The sequence below is a fragment of the Comamonas sp. genome, assembly GCF_036643215.1.
Taxonomy (GTDB): domain Bacteria; phylum Pseudomonadota; class Gammaproteobacteria; order Burkholderiales; family Burkholderiaceae_C; genus Comamonas.
Genome location: NZ_JAVXSJ010000002.1, coordinates 93,628 through 109,708 on the forward strand (window position 1 = coordinate 93,628; position 16,081 = coordinate 109,708).

The window sequence follows — 16,081 nt, forward strand, 5'->3', positions numbered from 1 at the left end:
CCATGAAGTTACTAATGGTCGATAACTACGACAGCTTTACCTACAACATCGTTCAGTACTTTGGTGAGCTGGGTGCCGAGGTGACCGTGGTGCGCAACGATGAAGCCACCGTGGCCGAAGTGGAAGCGCTGATCGCCCGCGAGGGCATTGAGCGACTGGTGATTTCGCCCGGCCCTTGCTCGCCCAACGAGGCGGGAATATCGGTGGCTGCGATCCAGCACTTTGCGGGCAAGCTGCCGATTCTGGGCGTGTGTCTGGGCCACCAGAGCATTGGTGCAGCCTTTGGTGGCGACATCATCCGCGCGAGCCAGCAAATGCATGGCAAAACCAGCGTCATCCACACCGACCAGAAGGGCGTTTTTACCGAGCTGCCCAAGGCGTTTACGGTCAATCGCTATCACTCGCTGGTGATCGACAAAAACACGCTGCCGGAGTGTCTTGAAATCACTGCCACCAGTGAAGATGGTGAAATCCAGGGCGTGCGCCACAAAACGTTGGCGATTGAGGGCGTGCAGTTCCACCCCGAAAGCATCCTGACCGAGCATGGTCATGCCATGCTCAAGAACTTTCTCGATCAGAAGTAAACCGGGTTTCACTCATTAATCAGTAGCTGCTAGTGCTCGTCTTGTATTGGTTTCAGAATGAAAACTATAAGAAAGCCAGCAAAGACAGGCGCAAGCAGCTCTTAAAAACATAGAGAGATATTGCAATGATTACTGCCCAGGAAGCGCTGCAACGCACGATTGAGCACCGCGAAATCTTCCACGACGAGATGCTGCATTTGATGCGCATGATCATGCGTGGAGAGCTGTCCCCGGTCATGACCGCATCCATCCTTACCGGCCTGCGCGTGAAGAAGGAAACGATTGGCGAAATCTCGGCCGCAGCCGAGGTGATGCGTGAGTTCTCCCGCAAGGTGAACGTGCATGACAAAATCCATCTGGTCGACATCGTGGGTACGGGCGGCGATGGTGCTAACACCTTCAACATCTCCACCTGCTCCACCTTTGTGATTTCGGCGGCGGGCGGCAAGGTCAGCAAGCATGGCGGCCGAAGCGTCAGCAGCAAAAGCGGTAGTGCAGACGCGATGGAGGCGCTGGGCGTCAACATCAACTTGAACGCTGCGCAAATTGCGGACTGCATCCGCGATGTGGGCATCGGCTTCATGTTCGCGCCCAACCATCACCCCGCCATGAAGAATGTGGCACCCGTGCGCAAAGAGCTGGGCGTTCGCACCATCTTCAACATCCTGGGCCCGCTGACTAATCCGGCCAGTGCTCCCAATATTCTGATGGGCGTGTTTCATGAAGACCTGGTCGGCATTCAGGTGCGTGCGCTGCAGCGCCTGGGCGCAGAGCACGCGCTGGTCGTCTATGGCCGCGATGGTCTGGATGAAATCAGTCTGGGTGCAGGCACGCTGGTTGGTGAGCTGAAAGACGGCGTGGTGCGTGAATACGAAGTCCACCCCGAAGACTTTGGCCTGCGCATGGCGGGCACGCGCTCGCTTAAGGTCGAGAACCCCGAAGAATCCAAAGCCATGCTGCTGGGTGTGCTGCAGGGCGAGCAAGGCCCGGCGCGCGATATCGTCTGCCTGAATGCAGGCGCGGCGCTGTATGCCGCCAATGTGGCCAGCTCCATCGAAGATGGTCTGGATCGTGCGCAAAAGGCGGTGGATAGCGGCGCAGCGCTGGCCAAGCTCAAGGATTTGGTGAGCTATTCGCAAAAGCTGAGCACAGCGGCATGAGCCTGCTGGATGCACCGATCTGGAACGATGCTGGCACATGGATTGTGCTGGGCATCTCCCTTCTCTTTATCGTGGTTGGCATCGTGATGCACCGCGTCATCATGACGGTCTTGCGCGAGCCGCAGGACGATGCTACCAACAAGGAAAAACATGTCTGACATTCTGAAAAAAATCTGTGACGTCAAGGTCCAGGAAGTGGCTGCGGCCAAGAAGGCCATCCCCCTCACCGAGATGCGCCGCGATGCCGAAAGCCGTGTCTCCACGCGTGATTTTGTGGGTGCTATTCGCGCCAAAATTGCCAAGGGCCAGGCCGGTGTGATTGCCGAGGTCAAGAAGGCCAGCCCCAGCAAGGGCGTGATTCGCGCCGACTTTGACCCTGCCGATATCGCCCAGAGCTATATGGTGGGCGACGGCAAGATCAGTGCGGCTTGCCTGTCGGTGCTGACCGATCGCCAGTTCTTTCAAGGCCAGCCCGACTATCTGAAGCAAGCCCGAGCTAGCACGCTGCTGCCCGTGCTGCGCAAGGATTTCATGGTCGATCCGTACCAGATCTACGAATCACGCGTGATGGGTGCCGACTGCGTGCTGCTGATTGCCGCCTGTCTGGATGATGCGCAAATGGCGGAGATGGAGCAGATTGCCTTCAACCTGGACATGGATGTGCTGGTCGAGGTGCACGACGGCGAGGAACTGCAGCGCGCCCTCAAGCTCAAGACACCGCTGGTGGGCATCAACAACCGCAATCTGCGCACCTTTGAGGTGGATATTCAGACCACGATTGCCCTCAAGAAGGATGTGCCTGCAGATCGCCTGCTGGTGACCGAGTCCGGCATCCTGACCCAGGCCGATGTGCAGACCTTGCGAGGTGCAGGCATCGATGCCTTCCTGGTGGGCGAGGCCTTTATGCGTGCCCCTGAGCCGGGCGAGGCGCTGGCCAAACTGTTTCAGTAATCTGCAACAAAGCGGTGCAGGCTCAGGCCAGCACCTGCACATCCGCATCCAGAAAATAGCCTGCGCCACGCTTGGTCTTGAGCAGCGTCGGGGCGCGGTTTGATGGCTCCACCTTGCGGCGCAGGCGCAGCATCTGCACATCAATGGCGCGGTCAAAGACTTCGTCTTCAGCCTGCGTCATATCCATGATTTGTTCGCGGCTCATGATTTGCCTGGGGCACTTGAGCAAAGCTAGCAGCAGCGCGAACTCGGTTTTTGTCAGGCCCACTTCATGCCCCGCATCGCTGATGAGGCTGCGCGAGCGCAGGCGCAGTTCCCAGTCGGCAAATTTGAAGCCCTGTGGGCCCAGATTGAAAGCGGAACGGGCGGTGGCAAAGAAACCCGCTGGGGTGGTGTAACGAGCGTGGGCGGCGGAAGCGGTGTGCATAAATAACTCCTTGTTAGCTTGAGCCATCAAGTGGTCAGCTGTATTGGAGTCAATTCTTTGCAATCGGTGACAAGATGTCACTCACTGGAATCAGGTATTTTTAGCCTGAAATTCAGTAAAAACCCTTGGTTTTGTGGGCTGGGAAGCCCTCGGAAGTTGCGAAAATCCGGGCATGAACCTCACAAGCCAGAGTCTGACCCCGGACGAATTCACCCCCACGCAATTGCACAGTGCTGATCCGCAGGCCTGGCCTGTGGCATCTGGCTGGCAAGCGCTGACAGATGCATTTTTTGGAGGGGCGACGGGGCAGAAGCTGCTGCAGTTTTTGCAGCAAAGACTGGATGCGAGCGCGGTTGTCTTCCCGCCCAAGCCTTTGCGCGCGCTGGAGCTGACGGCGCCAGAGGATGTGCGTGTCGTCATCCTGGGCCAGGACCCCTATCACGGCCGAGGTCAGGCCGAGGGGCTGTCGTTTTCGGTCGCACCTGGCGTGCGCATTCCACCTTCGCTACAGAACATCTTCAAAGAAATGCTGCGCGACCTGGGTGCGCCATTTCCCGCTTTCCCCCAGCCCGGGGGCAGTCTGGTGAGTTGGGCCGAGCATGGCGTGCTGCTGCTCAACACCTGCCTGACGGTTGAAGAAGGACAGGCCGCCAGCCATGCTAAAAAAGGCTGGGAAGCGCTGACCGACTCCATCATTCGGCACGTGGCCGAACAAGGCCGTCCTACCGTTTTCATGCTCTGGGGCGCTCATGCCCAAGCCAAGCGTGTTTTCATTCCTGAGGATCGAGGGCACCTGGTGCTGATGAGCAACCATCCCTCACCGCTGTCGGCGCTGCGCCCGCCCGTGCCGTTTATCGGCAACGGGCACTTTGGCAAGGCCAAGGCGTTTCGCATCGAGCACGGGTATTGAGGCTGGGAGCTAGCGTTTTTCTCGCACCCCAAGCCAGACGCCAAGCAGGCCGCTGAGTGTGACAACACTCATGCCTGCCAGTGACAGTGCATCAGGTGTTTGCCCAAAGAACAGCCAGCCCATCAGCATGGCAAAGCCGATCTGGCTGTAGAGAAATGGCGCCACGGTGGCCGGTGTGGCGTATGTGTAGGCCTGCAGCAGCATCAGGTGGCCAATGCCGCTGCAAAGCCCCATGACTAAAGCTGCAGCATAGATTTGCCAGTGGTCGATGGGCTGCCATACCCAACCTACCAAGGGCGTGGTCAGCAAGATGGGTAGCCAAGTGGAGTAAAGCTGGGTGGTGGAAGGGGAGTCCAGACGCGAGAGGCGGCTGCCCAGCACTTGGTATGTGGTGCCGCAAATCAGCAAACCCACGGGCCAGAGCGCTGACAGGCCCAGACTATGGTCGTCATTTTCGGGGCGGACAATGACAATCACTGCGAGCAAGCCCATCACCAGCAAAGCCCAGCGTGCAGGGCTGACTCGCTCTTTAAAAATGAGCGCAGAGGCCACGACGATAAAAAGTGGAGCAGCAGACCAGATGGCGGTGAAGTTGGCCAGAGGCATGCTCTGAATGCAGAAAAATGCGCAAACCGTGGTCAACAGACCAGCAATGGCGCGCAGCAGCTGAAATTTCAGATGTTGGGTTTTGAGTGCGCCAAAGCCGTGCCGTGGCAAGACCAGAGCGCTGGTCACGCAGGCCTGAGCCAGAAAGCGTAGCCACAGCACCATGAGTACGGGTAGAAGCTGGCCGCTGAATTTGGTGGCGCTATCCAGAACCGCAAATAGCGCACAGGCTGCGACGGTGAGTGTGACGCCAAGGGCTGCAGACTGTGCTGACGGCGAGAGAAAAGAGAGCCGGCGAGAACACATGTCTGGAGCGAGTTGAGGTGACGATGGAGGTGAAGTAATGCGGGAATTTTAGGTTCGCATCACTATCCAGTGCGCTCATAAAAAAGCCCGCGAAGTTTGGCGCGGGCTTGAGAGGCGATTGCTTGATTTACCAGGGCATCGCGCTGCGAATGCGGGCCAGTTTTTCGGCTTGTTCAGGCGAAGACTCTTTGGCCGTGCGCAGGGATTGTCGAATGAAAACGAACAGCAGCAATGCAAAGGCAGTCAGGACTGCGCCGCCAATGGCCAGAAGTGATTTCTTGGGTTTGATGGATTGCTCAGGCAGGGTTGGCGCCTGAATGACGTCGTCCTTGTCCAGACCTTCGATACGGCGCTCCATATCCAGAACAGCTTTTTGGCGAGCGCTGTTGGCCGAGAGAAGCTCGCCATAAAGGCGGCTGGTCGCTTCGCTCACGCTTTTGCCAGATGCAATATTGGCGGCAGTCTCATGCTCCAGCTTGAGGGCTTCTTGCAGGCGTACTTTCTCGCTGTCCAGCTGCATTTGAAGCTGTTTCTTCTCCAGGCCGCGCGGCTTGCTGAACGGGAAAAGCGTGTCCAGCAAAGCCTGGTTCAACTTTTGAGCGGCTTCAGGCGATTTAGCTTGTGTCTCAATGTTCAGCAGCTTGTCTTGCTTGCCGACGCTGACCTTGATGCGCTTGCTGAGTTTTTTGTAGATTTCTTCGGCGGTCAGACCGTCATCCAGGCCAGCAACGGGGGCAATCTGGTGAAGAACGTCGGCGGACATCGCCAAGCTGGCGGCCATAGGGGCCGAGAAGCTTGATCCAGGGCGCTCTACTTGAACAGCTGAGCTGCTTTCGAAAGTCTTTGGAATGACAAAACCAATGCCAAATGCCGCGATTCCTGCGATTAGCGGCCCAAAAATTAAAAGCTTCCAGTTTTCTGCGAGTGTGACCAGGAGATCCAGCAGATCAAGCTCTTCATCTTGTGGGTTTTGGTTTTGTATTTCCATTGAGTTCTTACGAATGAGCAAATATTTTGACTAAACCGAGGAATCTACCACCAAGCAATGATTCAAGTTGCATTTCATGTAACTCGATATTCCAAGTGCATGAAATGCAGGTTCACTTTGCAGCAAATCAGCGCTTGCGCTCCAGCAGCATGGAATCGCCATAGCTGAAGAAGCGGTAGTGCTGGGCAATCGCATGCTGGTACATGCCCATGATGTGCTCGTAACCGGCGAAGGCGCTGACCAGCATCATCAGCGTGCTTTTGGGTAGATGGAAGTTGGTGACCAGCATGTCCACGACCTGGTACTGAAAGCCGGGAGTGATGAAGATGCTGGTATTTCCCGTAATGTTGCCGTATTTAGCCCAGGATTCCAGCGTGCGCACGGTGGTCGTGCCTACGGCGATGATTCGGCCGCCGCGCTGGCGGCAGCGCTCCATGGCGGCTAGCGTGGCCATAGGGACGTCGTACCACTCGCTGTGCATGGTGTGGTCGGCCAAGTTTTCGGTCTTGACGGGCTGGAAGGTGCCTGCGCCTACGTGCAGAGTGACGCTGGCGCGCTCCACGCCCTTGGCTTCGAGGGCAGCGAGCACGGATTCGTCAAAGTGCAGGGCGGCTGTCGGTGCCGCTACCGCACCGGGGTGGGCCGCAAACACGGTTTGATAGCGCTCGCTGTCTTCTTCTTCGTCAGGGTCATGCTCGGCGTTTTGCTGGCGCTCGATATAGGGGGGCAGCGGCAGGTGGCCGAACTGTTCCAGCAAATCGTAGGGCGACGCGCCGTTGATGCCTTTGAAGGAAAGGTGAAACAGCGGGCCGTTTTCATCGGGCCAGCGGCCCAGCAGGGTCGCTTCAAAGCCGCCGTTTTTCAGACCGCCACAGAGGTGAATTTTTGCGCCGGGCAAGGGTTTCTTGCTCACACGCATATGGGCTACGACTTCGTTGTTCTGCAGCACGCGCTCAACCAGAAGTTCAATCTTGCCGCCGCTGGCTTTTTCGCCAAAGACGCGTGCCTTGATGACTTTGGTGTCATTGAAGACCAGCAGATCGCCGCTCTGCAGCAGATCGGGCAGCTCGCGGAAGATTCGGTCGGTGGGCGGGAGGCTGCGGCCATCAAGCAGGCGCGATGCGCTGCGAACGGCGGTGGGATGCTGGGCAATCAGCGACTCGGGCAGGTCGAAGTCGAAATCGCTGAGAGTGAATTCACGGGTGCTGGAAGACATGCGGGGCTTGAGGGCCGAACGGGGCCCGTTCCAAGTTCAATCAAACAAGTGTGGGATTGTCTCAAATCACCATTAGGGCTGCAGCCCTCAGGGGTGTGCCGTAGTGAAGCCGTGCCACAGCTCTTCCAGATTCTTGAAAGGCCAGTCAGCAGGGTCTTCACGCCCGGTGATGCTGTTGCGGGCAATGGGCGTGGCCAGGTCCACAATCTCGGGGGTAATGCGCCGCTGCTCGCGCAGGCAGTAAAAGCGTTTGACCTGCGGGGTCAGCAGGCGGCTTTCAGAGACATCAATCACCACGGCCAGATGCTCGGACTGCAGGCGCACCAAGGACCCCAGAGGGTAGATGCCGACGGTCTGAACAAATTGCTCAAAGATACTCTTGTCGAACTGCTGGGGTGCCCACTGCGCCATGCGCTGTAGTGCAATGGCCGGCTGCCAGCCTTCCTTGTAAGGGCGGTCTGAGGTGATGGCGTCATATACATCGCAAATAGATGCCATGCGCGCCAGCAGGCTGATTTCGCCCTGTTTCAAGCCATCAGGGTAGCCAGAACCATCCACTTTCTCATGGTGATGCAGGCAGGCCTCGGCAATGGCCTTATCCAGCCCCAGTGGCTGAAGAATCTCGAAGCCCCATTGCGAATGCGCTTTCATGATGGCCCATTCCTGCGGGTCCAGCGGGCCGGGCTTGTTGAGAACGGCCAAGGGAACGCGGGTCTTGCCTACATCGTGCAGCAGGCCTACCAAACCTGCCTGGCGCACGCTGTCATCGTCCTGCCCCATGCGGCGCGCCAGACCGATCATCAGCGCACCCACGGCGATGCTATGCATATAGGAGTAGCTGTCGGCCGTCTTCAAGCGCGCGAGGCTGATCAGGGCATGAGGATTGCGCTTGATGGAAAGCGTCATCTCATCGACCAGTTGCACGGATGCAGGCAGATCCGGCGAGTGGCCCAGCCGGATGTCCTGGAGCATGGTCTTGAGGGTTTCGCGGGCCTGACCAATGATCTCGCGGGCCTGATGCAGCTCCTTGCTGGTGCTGGTGGGCTTGATCTGCGGGGCGGGTTGCTGATCTGCCTCATCGGCAGGCGACTCGATTTCTTCAGCGGCGACGATTTCGACCGGCAGGTCTGCGCCTTTGCAGGTATCAATCCACACCTGACGGACGGTGGTTGCACGCAGGCGCTCCAGGTCACCGGGCTGAGTGAGCAGGAAACGGGTGCGCAGAAAGGGGTGCTCCATCCATGAGCCACAAAACTCGTGCACGAACATTCCAGTGCAAAGGTGCTCGACAGCAATGCGCTTCAACATGGATTATTAGAAAAACATAGGGTAACAAATTGCGATGTTAGCGATTTTGACGGGAGCTCGCTGACAACCGGCTGCTGGAAAACGTGCAAAATGCTGTATATAAATACACTGTTTGCCTGTGAATGGGCAGTGTAGCCAAGGAGTCTGAGTTGTCTGTGTCAAAAAAGCCTGTTGCCGAGCCGAAGCCTGCTGCTAAGGCAGATTCCGCCAAGCGCGGTGCTGGCCGTGCCAAGAAGGCCGGGGCAGACACTGAGGCTGCGCCCAAAAAGACCATCAGCCCAGCCCAGCAGGCGCTCATCAAGCTAGGGCTGACGCGTGATATCGACCTGGCCCTGCACTTGCCGCTGCGCTATGAGGATGAAACCCGCATCACCCCGCTGAAGAACGCACGGGATGGCGATACGGTGCAGATTGAAGCCACGGTCACGCATAGCGAGGTCCAATTGCGTCCCCGGCGCATGCTCAAAGTCACTGTGGATGACGGCACTGGCACTTGCCTGCTGACCTTTTTCAGCTTCTATCCATCGCAGCAAAAAACCATGGCCGTGGGCGCGTGCCTGCGTATCAGGGGCGAGGTCAAGGGCGGCTTCTGGGGGCGGCAGATGATGCACCCGGCCTTTCGCGTTGCGGGTGGTGAGCTGCCCACGGCGCTGACGCCTGTCTATCCCGCCACGGCCACGCTGCCTCAGGCGTATTTGCGCCGCGCCATTGCCACGGCCTTGCTGCGCGCTGATCTGGCCGAAACTCTGCCGCATGGTGAGCAGCCCCCTGTGGCGCAGTTTTATGGCCAAAACGGCTTGCAGCCCTTTTATGACCTGCGCAATGCGCTCACCTTTTTGCATCACCCAACGGCAGATGTAGCATTGGTCACGCTTGAAGATCACTCCCACCCCGCCTGGCAGCGTTTGAAGGCGGAGGAATTGCTGGCCCAGCAGCTGTCGCAATACGAAGCCAAGCGCGAGCGAGCCAGGCTGCGTGCCCCGGTGCTCAAGCCGCTGGCGGATATGCCAGACCTGACGCAGCAATTTCTGGCCCTGCTGCCGTTTGGCCTGACCGGGGCGCAGCAGCGCGTGGTGGCCGAGATTCGTACCGATATGGAGCGCCGCATTCCCATGCACCGCCTGCTGCAGGGCGATGTCGGGTCGGGCAAAACCGTGGTGGCGGCACTTTCTGCCATGGCCTGCATTGAGGCGGGTTGGCAATGCGCGCTGATGGCACCCACCGAAATTCTGGCCGAGCAGCATTTTGGCAAGCTGGTCGGCTGGCTGGAGCCGATTTTGGGGCCTTTGGGCAAAAAGGTGGCATGGCTGGCGGGCGCGCAAAAGAAGAAAGAACGGGCCGAAATGCTGGCGCTGGTGGCCAGCGGCGAGGCCGCGCTGGTCGTCGGCACCCACGCCGTGATTCAAGACCAGGTGCAGTTCAAAAATCTGGCGCTGGCCGTGATTGATGAGCAGCATCGCTTTGGCGTGGCCCAGCGCCTGGCGCTGCGGCAAAAGCTAGCGGCGACTGGCCTTGAGCCGCATATGCTGATGATGAGCGCCACGCCCATTCCGCGCACGCTGGCCATGAGCTATTACGCTGACCTCGATGTTTCCACCATCGACGAGTTGCCGCCGGGGCGCACTCCCATCGTCACTAAGCTGATCGGTGACAGCCGCAAAGACGAGGTGATTGAGCGCATTGCTGCGCAGGTCACCAGCGGCAGGCAGGTGTACTGGGTTTGCCCGCTGATTGAAGAGAGCGAGGCGCTGGATCTTTCCAACGCCACGGCCACGCATGAGCATTTGAGCGAGATGCTGCCAGGCGTCATGGTCGGCCTGTTGCATTCGCGCATGCCCACGGCTGAAAAAAAGGCCGTGATGGAGCTGTTCTCGGCCGGCATCATGGGCGTGCTGGTCTCCACCACCGTGATTGAAGTCGGTGTGGACGTGCCCAACGCCAGCCTGATGGTGATTGAGCATTCGGAGCGCTTTGGCCTCTCGCAGCTGCACCAGTTGCGTGGGCGCGTGGGGCGCGGAGCCACCGCATCGGCTTGCGTGCTGCTTTATTCGGTGAACGATAACGGAAGATTGTCTGATACCGGCAAAGAGCGCCTGCGCGCCATGGCTGAAACCAATGACGGCTTTGAAATTGCCCGGCGCGACCTGGAAATCCGTGGCCCTGGCGAGTTTCTGGGCGCACGGCAGTCAGGCGCAGCCATGCTGCGTTTTGCCGATCTGGAGCAGGATGTGCTGCTGCTGGACTGGGCGCGAGAGCTGGCGCCGCGTATGCTTGAGCAAAACCCCATGCTGGCTGCACGCCATGTCAGCCGCTGGCTCGGCGGAAAAGCAGAGTATCTAAAGGCCTGAAAACGCTTAATGTGTGCTGAAACGTAACTGGTTATGCTGTTTTAGGAATATCTGTAATCCTTTGCCGATCCGATATGTGATTGAATGCAAGCAAAGAGATGAAGCAATGCTGTTATTGATAGTCTCAATTACCCACTCTCTAAATGACTCTTACTGAATTGAAGTACATCGTGGCCGTGGCGCGGGAAAAGCACTTTGGCCGTGCGGCTGAAGCCTGCTACGTCTCCCAGCCCACGCTGTCCGTGGCCATCAAGAAGCTGGAAGAAGAGCTGGATGTCAAGATTTTTGAGCGCAGTGCTGGTGAAGTGACGGTGACCTCGCTGGGCGAGGAAATCGTGCGCCAGGCGCAAAGCGTGCTGGAGCAGGCCAGCGAGATCAAAGAAATTGCCAAGCGTGGCAAGGACCCCCTGTCCGGCGTGCTGACGCTGGGCGTGATCTACACCATCGGCCCTTATCTGCTGCCCGATCTGGTGCGCAACTCCATCAACATGACGCCGCAAATGCCGCTGATGCTGCAGGAGAATTTCACCGTCAAGCTGCTGGAGATGCTACGCACGGGCGAAATTGATTGCGCCATCATGGCCGAGCCCTTCCCTGATACGGGTCTGGCGCTGGCGCCTCTGTACGACGAGCCCTTCATGGCCGCCGTTCCCAGCTCGCACCCGCTGGCCCAAAAGACCAGCGTGTCCACCACCGATCTCAAGAACGAGACCATGCTGCTGCTGGGCGCGGGCCACTGCTTCCGCGACCATGTGCTGGAGGTTTGCCCCGAATTTGCGCGCTACGCCAGCAATTCCGAAGGCATTCGCCGCACGTTTGAAGGCTCGTCGCTGGAAACCATTAAATATATGGTGGCGGCTGGCATGGGCGTGACCCTGGTGCCACGCCTGTCCGTGCCCGAAGAAGCTCTGGCCTCCACCGAGCGCCGCCGCCGCGTGGATGAGCCGCATATCCGCTACCTGCCCATTCATGAGGAAGACGGAATTGCCCCGCCCACCCGCCGCGTGGTGCTGGCATGGCGCCGCAGTTTTACACGCTATGAAGCGATTGCTGCACTGCGCAACGCCGTGTATGCCTGCCCGCTGCCCGGTGTGCAGCGCCTGTCCGAGTAAAACTCGCACGCAGTCGCAGACTCTTCCCAAGGCCGCTGAATGCGGCCTTTTTCATGTTCGCTGAATGGCTATGTGGCTGCTGCGGTGATGGCGCTGCGCCTATGCGCGGCACAATAAGCGCAGCCGTAAACCCCAAATTTTTGCCATGACAGCCTCCACCCCCATCGCTCCAGCAGCGCAGCGCAGCCGCCTGTCGCTGTATCTGGATTTGATTCGCTTTAACCGCCCCGCTGGCTGGCTGGTGCTGGTCTGGCCCACGCTGGTGGCGCTGTGGGTCGCGTCCAATGGCTTTCCGGGCTGGCATCTGCTCATCGTCTTTGTGCTGGGCACGGTGCTCATGCGCAGCGCGGGCTGCACCATCAACGACATTGCTGACCGCGACTTTGACCGGCATGTGAAGCGCACCACCAACCGCCCCATCACCAGCGGGCAGGTCTCGGTCAAAGAGGCGGCCATGGTGGGCCTAGTGCTCACGCTGATTTCATTTGGGCTGGTGCTGTCTACCCGCTGGGAGGCTGTGGCGTGGTCGGTGCCGGCCGTGCTGTTCACCATCCTCTACCCATTCACCAAGCGCTTTTTCGCCATGCCTCAGGCCTTTCTGGGCATTGCGTTCAACTTTGGCATCGTGATTGCCTTTGCAGCGGTGACGGGCGAGGTCAACGCCACGGCGTGGACGCTGTGGCTGGCCAATATGTTTCTGGTGCTGGCCTATGACACCGAATACGCCATGGTGGACCGTGACGATGATTTGAAGATTGGCATGAAGACCTCGGCCATCACCCTGGGCCGTTTTGATGTGGCAGGAATCATGGTGTTCTTTGCCCTGTGCTGGGGGCTCACGGCCTGGGTGCTGGCGCCGTATCAGCTGGGCTGGCCCTTCTGGCTGGGCATGGGCGTGGCTGCTGCGCAGATCGTCTGGCACTACACACTGATTCGCAACCGCACGCGCGAGGGCTGCTTTGTGGCCTTCAGCAAGAGCCACTGGATTGGAGCCAGCATTTTTGCTGGCGTGGTATTGGGGTTTGCATTCCGATAGTAAATTTTTTTGATAGCTCCTTACGCCCGTACAGCAAGCCTTTGAAGTAGTTTTGATTGATTTTTTCCGTCAAGGCATTACATGTTGTTTGGTCTTCATCAAATTTTTTTGATGCCTGTTACCTGCTTCTTCCTCTAGGCTGTTGTTCAGTCTTGCTGCACATTGGCCTGTGCAGGTTTGGGTGTTGAAAACATGAATAGGAGTGCTTGTTATGGATCAAAACGTCGTTGTTCTGAGCTTTGCCGAGGAAAGCAAGGCCTACCAAGCCTTGTCGGAGCTGAAGGCACTGGCACTTCAGCAAAAGGTACAACTGGTCAATGCTGCTGTCGTCAGCAGGGATCGCAATGGCACAGTCTCGGTCAAGGATGGAGCCAGTGACGGTGCCGATGCCACCGGGCCGCTGGCGGGCACATTAATCGGCGCCTTGGTTGGCCTGCTGGCCGGACCTCTGGGCGTATTGCTGGGTAGCGCCTCGGGGGCGCTGATTGGCAGCACGATTGCCATCGACAAAGCCAAGGACAGACTGAGCGTGCTCGAACAGATGATGGATGCCATGCCCAATGGCTCCACCATGCTGATCGCCACGGTGGGTGAGTATGCGCAAGAGGTGATCAACGGCATGGTGCAAAAGCTCGATGGTAGCGTGATGCGCCGCCCTCTGGCCGTGGTGCAGGCCGAGGTAGATGCCCAGAACGAAGCCCAGGCTGCAGCGGCCAAGGAAGCGCGCCGCGTGCTGCGCGGCAAGCAGACTGAGGAGTGGCGCGAAAAGCTCGACGACTGGAAGGACGACCTGGGCGAAGGCATAGAAAAGCTCAAAGCCCGCATAGAGCATGCTTTTAGTTCGGATAAGAAATCCGGCTCCTAAGCCCGCAAATAAAGCGTAAGCAGCTATGAAAAAAGCCAGGCATTGCCTGGCTTTTTTCTGTGCGTGGAAAGCGAGTCCGAGCGATTTGGCGGCTTAGCGGCCAAACTCCTGCGCCAGCTCCTTGGCACGGGCTTCGGCCTTGCGCATGGCTTCGATGAAATGTTCGGGCAGCTTCTGTTCCTGCATATGGGTGATGGCAGCGTAGGTGGTTCCGCCCTTGCTGGTCACGCGCTGGCGCAGCACTGCTGCGCTTTCGCTGGAGCGGGCGGCCAGCTCAGAGCCGCCGGCAAACGTGGCCACGGCCAGCTTGTAGCTTTGCTCGGCAGAAAGGCCCATGTTCACGCCCGCCTGCGTCATGGCTTCGAGGAATAGAAACACATAGGCGGGGCCGGAGCCGGAGAGCGCCGTCACGGCGTCCAGGTGCTCTTCCTTGTCCACCCAGGTGAACTCGCCGGTGCTGCCAATCACGGCTTCGATCAGGGTCTTGCCAGCGGCTTCCACCTCGGGGCGGGCGAACAGGCCTGTCATGCCCTTGCCTACCAGCGCGGGTGTATTGGGCATGGCGCGCACGATGCGGCTGGTGCCGATCCACGCGGCCACGCTATCGGTGGTGATGCCGGCGGCCACGCTCAGGTGCAGGGCGTTGCGGGTGTGGGCTGCGACCGGGACTGCTGCGTCTTTAAAGGTCTGGGGCTTGACGGCCCAGACTACCAGCTGAGCGCTTTGTAGGGCCTCACTCGCAGCGGGAAGGGAATCAATGCCCAGACTGGTTTTCAGCGCCTCGCGTGCGGCTTCAAAAGGCTCGACCACGGTGATGGAACTGGCCGCAACCCCTTGGCGAATCAGGCCGCCCATGATGGCGCTGGCCATATTGCCGCCGCCGATAAAGGCGATGGGCGGAAAAACGGTGTGGGAGGCGGAGGTCTGGCTCATGGTGATTCGATTCGGTCTGCAGTGGCGCAAATGGACGAGCCTGATTTCAGGCGCAGACCGGCACTATAAACCTGCGTCGCACTTGCCGCGCGCTTGGCGCAGGGCGATGAACTGGGTCACCTCGGCCGGGTTGAAGTTGTTGTCGCTGACCAGCAGCAATACGCGGCTGCCGTCGGCCAGCGGCGGCCCCCAGCTCATGCCCTCCAAGTTATCCACAGAGGCAAGGCCTGCATCGGCCAGATCAAGCACCAGCGTTTTGAGCACGGGCTGGTGGTTGGCTGCGGTGAGCTGGGGCAGGTCTAAGGTATCGCTGCCTGCATCCACACGGGTGCTGATGCGGTAAATGCGTGCGCCAAAGCGCAGTGGCGGGGCGAAGGAGCGCTCGAGCACCAGCAGGTGCTCAGGCCCATCGGCCAGAACATCGCTGATGCCATGGACGGCTCCGCGCTTAAGCCACAGGTCGGCAGGCAAAGCATCAGGTGTATAGGCCAGCTGGCGCAGCGGCTGCTGCGTAGCGACGTCATAGGCGGTGATGCGTATGGGGCCGCCGGGCTTTCCAGGGGCAGGCATGTCACCATCTTGTTTCAGAGGTGCTTCCGTCGCCAGCCACAGTGTTTTGCCGTCTTCGCTGAGCGCCATGCCCTCCAGCGTCAGGTTGTTGCGCTGGCCTGTGCTTTGTCTTTGTGCTGATGATGCGGGCAGACGCAGCTCTGGCGGCAGCGGCCATCGCGCTGCCAGCGCCCGTCGATGCTCGCTTGCAGCAACTGCGGGCCAAAGCCGCGTGCAAAGTCGCCCTCGCTGCTCCAAAGCATGGTCTTCCCGCCGGGCAGCAGGCGCAGGGCTTCTGCATCGGGCGTCGCAATCCCCGCCTCTGGCTTGCGGTCACTGGGGTAGGGCTGCTGGGCGGGGCTGAGCAGCGGCATGGCGTTTTGCAGGCTGACTTGGTGCAGGCCTGCTGCGTCGTAATCAATGCGCGCTGTGTAAAAACGGGCGGGTGCGTGGGTCGACCGGTCATCGCTGACAAGGTAATACAGGCCGCTGCTTGCGTCATAGTCGATTGACGACAGGCCGCCGATGGGCGTGTCCGCAAACAGCTTGTCATGCGGCCAGCGAACTTCTCCCAGCAAGGACCAGGGTATTGCCTGTGGGGGGCTGCAAATCAGGCGTTTTGCGTCTGGCGTCGTCGTGCAGGCCGCAATAAGGGTGCATAGCCATAGCGCTGCGCCCTGAAAAATATGTCGCAGATTGTTCACATTTGTGCCTTGTACTTTTCACAAGCCTCTTCTTAATATGTCCGGCGATACGTTCTGTGTTGCTTGGGGCGGCATTCA

At 59.1% G+C, this 16,081-nt stretch carries 15 protein-coding genes and 1 pseudogene; 9 read left to right on the forward strand and 7 right to left on the reverse strand.

The window, feature by feature from the left end:
• The first annotated feature begins 2 nt into the window (after window positions 1-2).
• The 4 genes from RSF91_RS02220 to trpC all read left to right on the forward strand — a co-directional run bounded on the left by RSF91_RS02220 (window position 3) and on the right by trpC (window position 2,695).
• Entirely contained in the window at window positions 3-584 is a 582-nt protein-coding gene (locus RSF91_RS02220; RefSeq protein WP_332566883.1) for an aminodeoxychorismate/anthranilate synthase component II, read from the forward strand.
• A gap of 119 nt (window positions 585-703) precedes the next feature.
• Window positions 704-1,744, forward strand: coding sequence for an anthranilate phosphoribosyltransferase (gene trpD / locus RSF91_RS02225; RefSeq protein WP_332567043.1), 1,041 nt, complete (start codon window positions 704-706; stop codon window positions 1,742-1,744).
• Entirely contained in the window at window positions 1,741-1,902 is a 162-nt protein-coding gene (locus tag RSF91_RS02230) for a hypothetical protein (RefSeq protein WP_332566884.1), read from the forward strand. The genes trpD and RSF91_RS02230 overlap by 4 nt, the downstream gene beginning before the upstream one ends.
• Complete coding sequence (gene trpC, locus RSF91_RS02235; RefSeq protein ID WP_332566885.1) at window positions 1,895-2,695, forward strand: indole-3-glycerol phosphate synthase TrpC; 801 nt, start codon at window positions 1,895-1,897, stop codon at window positions 2,693-2,695. Before RSF91_RS02230 ends, trpC begins: the two co-directional genes overlap by 8 nt.
• A 22-nt stretch (window positions 2,696-2,717) precedes the next feature.
• Here trpC and RSF91_RS02240 read toward each other — a convergent pair whose 3' ends face one another.
• Window positions 2,718-3,122 carry a winged helix-turn-helix domain-containing protein gene (locus tag RSF91_RS02240; protein WP_332566886.1) on the reverse strand — a complete coding sequence of 135 codons (405 nt, stop codon included), beginning with the start codon at window positions 3,120-3,122 and terminating at the stop codon, window positions 2,718-2,720.
• A 172-nt stretch (window positions 3,123-3,294) separates the two neighbouring features.
• Here RSF91_RS02240 and RSF91_RS02245 point away from each other — a divergent pair, with 172 nt between their 5' ends.
• Complete coding sequence (locus tag RSF91_RS02245) at window positions 3,295-4,032, forward strand: uracil-DNA glycosylase (RefSeq protein WP_332566887.1); 738 nt, start codon at window positions 3,295-3,297, stop codon at window positions 4,030-4,032.
• Between the two features lie 9 nt (window positions 4,033-4,041).
• On the opposite strand, the gene RSF91_RS02250 is transcribed toward RSF91_RS02245, so the two are convergent.
• From RSF91_RS02250 to RSF91_RS02265, 4 genes are all read right to left on the reverse strand, one after another.
• A complete protein-coding gene (locus RSF91_RS02250) occupies window positions 4,042-4,944 on the reverse strand; it encodes a DMT family transporter (RefSeq protein ID WP_332566888.1) in 903 nt (300 codons plus the stop codon).
• 127 nt (window positions 4,945-5,071) lie between these two features.
• Window positions 5,072-5,932 carry a Wzz/FepE/Etk N-terminal domain-containing protein gene (locus RSF91_RS02255; protein WP_332566889.1) on the reverse strand — a complete coding sequence of 287 codons (861 nt, stop codon included), beginning with the start codon at window positions 5,930-5,932 and terminating at the stop codon, window positions 5,072-5,074.
• Window positions 5,933-6,059: 127 nt separating this feature from the next.
• Window positions 6,060-7,148 (reverse strand): tRNA preQ1(34) S-adenosylmethionine ribosyltransferase-isomerase QueA, encoded by a 1,089-nt coding sequence (gene queA / locus RSF91_RS02260; RefSeq protein ID WP_332566890.1) that lies wholly within the window; start codon window positions 7,146-7,148, stop codon window positions 6,060-6,062.
• Between the two features lie 87 nt (window positions 7,149-7,235).
• Window positions 7,236-8,456, reverse strand: a complete 1,221-nt coding sequence (locus RSF91_RS02265; protein WP_332566891.1) for an HD-GYP domain-containing protein — start codon at window positions 8,454-8,456, stop codon at window positions 7,236-7,238.
• A gap of 122 nt (window positions 8,457-8,578) precedes the next feature.
• Between RSF91_RS02265 and recG the strand changes: the two genes are divergently transcribed.
• The 4 genes from recG to RSF91_RS02285 all read left to right on the forward strand — a co-directional run bounded on the left by recG (window position 8,579) and on the right by RSF91_RS02285 (window position 13,817).
• On the forward strand, window positions 8,579-10,804 hold the full coding sequence (recG, locus tag RSF91_RS02270) for an ATP-dependent DNA helicase RecG (RefSeq protein WP_442878783.1): 2,226 nt from the start codon (window positions 8,579-8,581) through the stop codon (window positions 10,802-10,804).
• 143 nt (window positions 10,805-10,947) lie between these two features.
• Window positions 10,948-11,916, forward strand: a complete 969-nt coding sequence (locus tag RSF91_RS02275; RefSeq protein ID WP_332566893.1) for a LysR substrate-binding domain-containing protein — start codon at window positions 10,948-10,950, stop codon at window positions 11,914-11,916.
• A 145-nt stretch (window positions 11,917-12,061) separates the two neighbouring features.
• Entirely contained in the window at window positions 12,062-12,952 is an 891-nt protein-coding gene (gene ubiA / locus RSF91_RS02280; protein WP_442878784.1) for a 4-hydroxybenzoate octaprenyltransferase, read from the forward strand.
• A 211-nt stretch (window positions 12,953-13,163) separates the two neighbouring features.
• Window positions 13,164-13,817: a DUF1269 domain-containing protein gene (locus RSF91_RS02285; RefSeq protein WP_332566894.1), complete on the forward strand. Its 654-nt coding sequence runs from the start codon at window positions 13,164-13,166 to the stop codon at window positions 13,815-13,817.
• Window positions 13,818-13,910: 93 nt separating this feature from the next.
• On the opposite strand, the gene proC is transcribed toward RSF91_RS02285, so the two are convergent.
• Together proC and RSF91_RS19795 are read right to left on the reverse strand one after the other, a co-directional pair.
• Window positions 13,911-14,750, reverse strand: coding sequence for a pyrroline-5-carboxylate reductase (gene proC / locus RSF91_RS02290; protein ID WP_332566895.1), 840 nt, complete (start codon window positions 14,748-14,750; stop codon window positions 13,911-13,913).
• A gap of 63 nt (window positions 14,751-14,813) precedes the next feature.
• Window positions 14,814-16,003 (reverse strand): annotated as a pseudogene (locus tag RSF91_RS19795) (esterase-like activity of phytase family protein).
• Window positions 16,004-16,081: the final 78 nt, after the last annotated feature.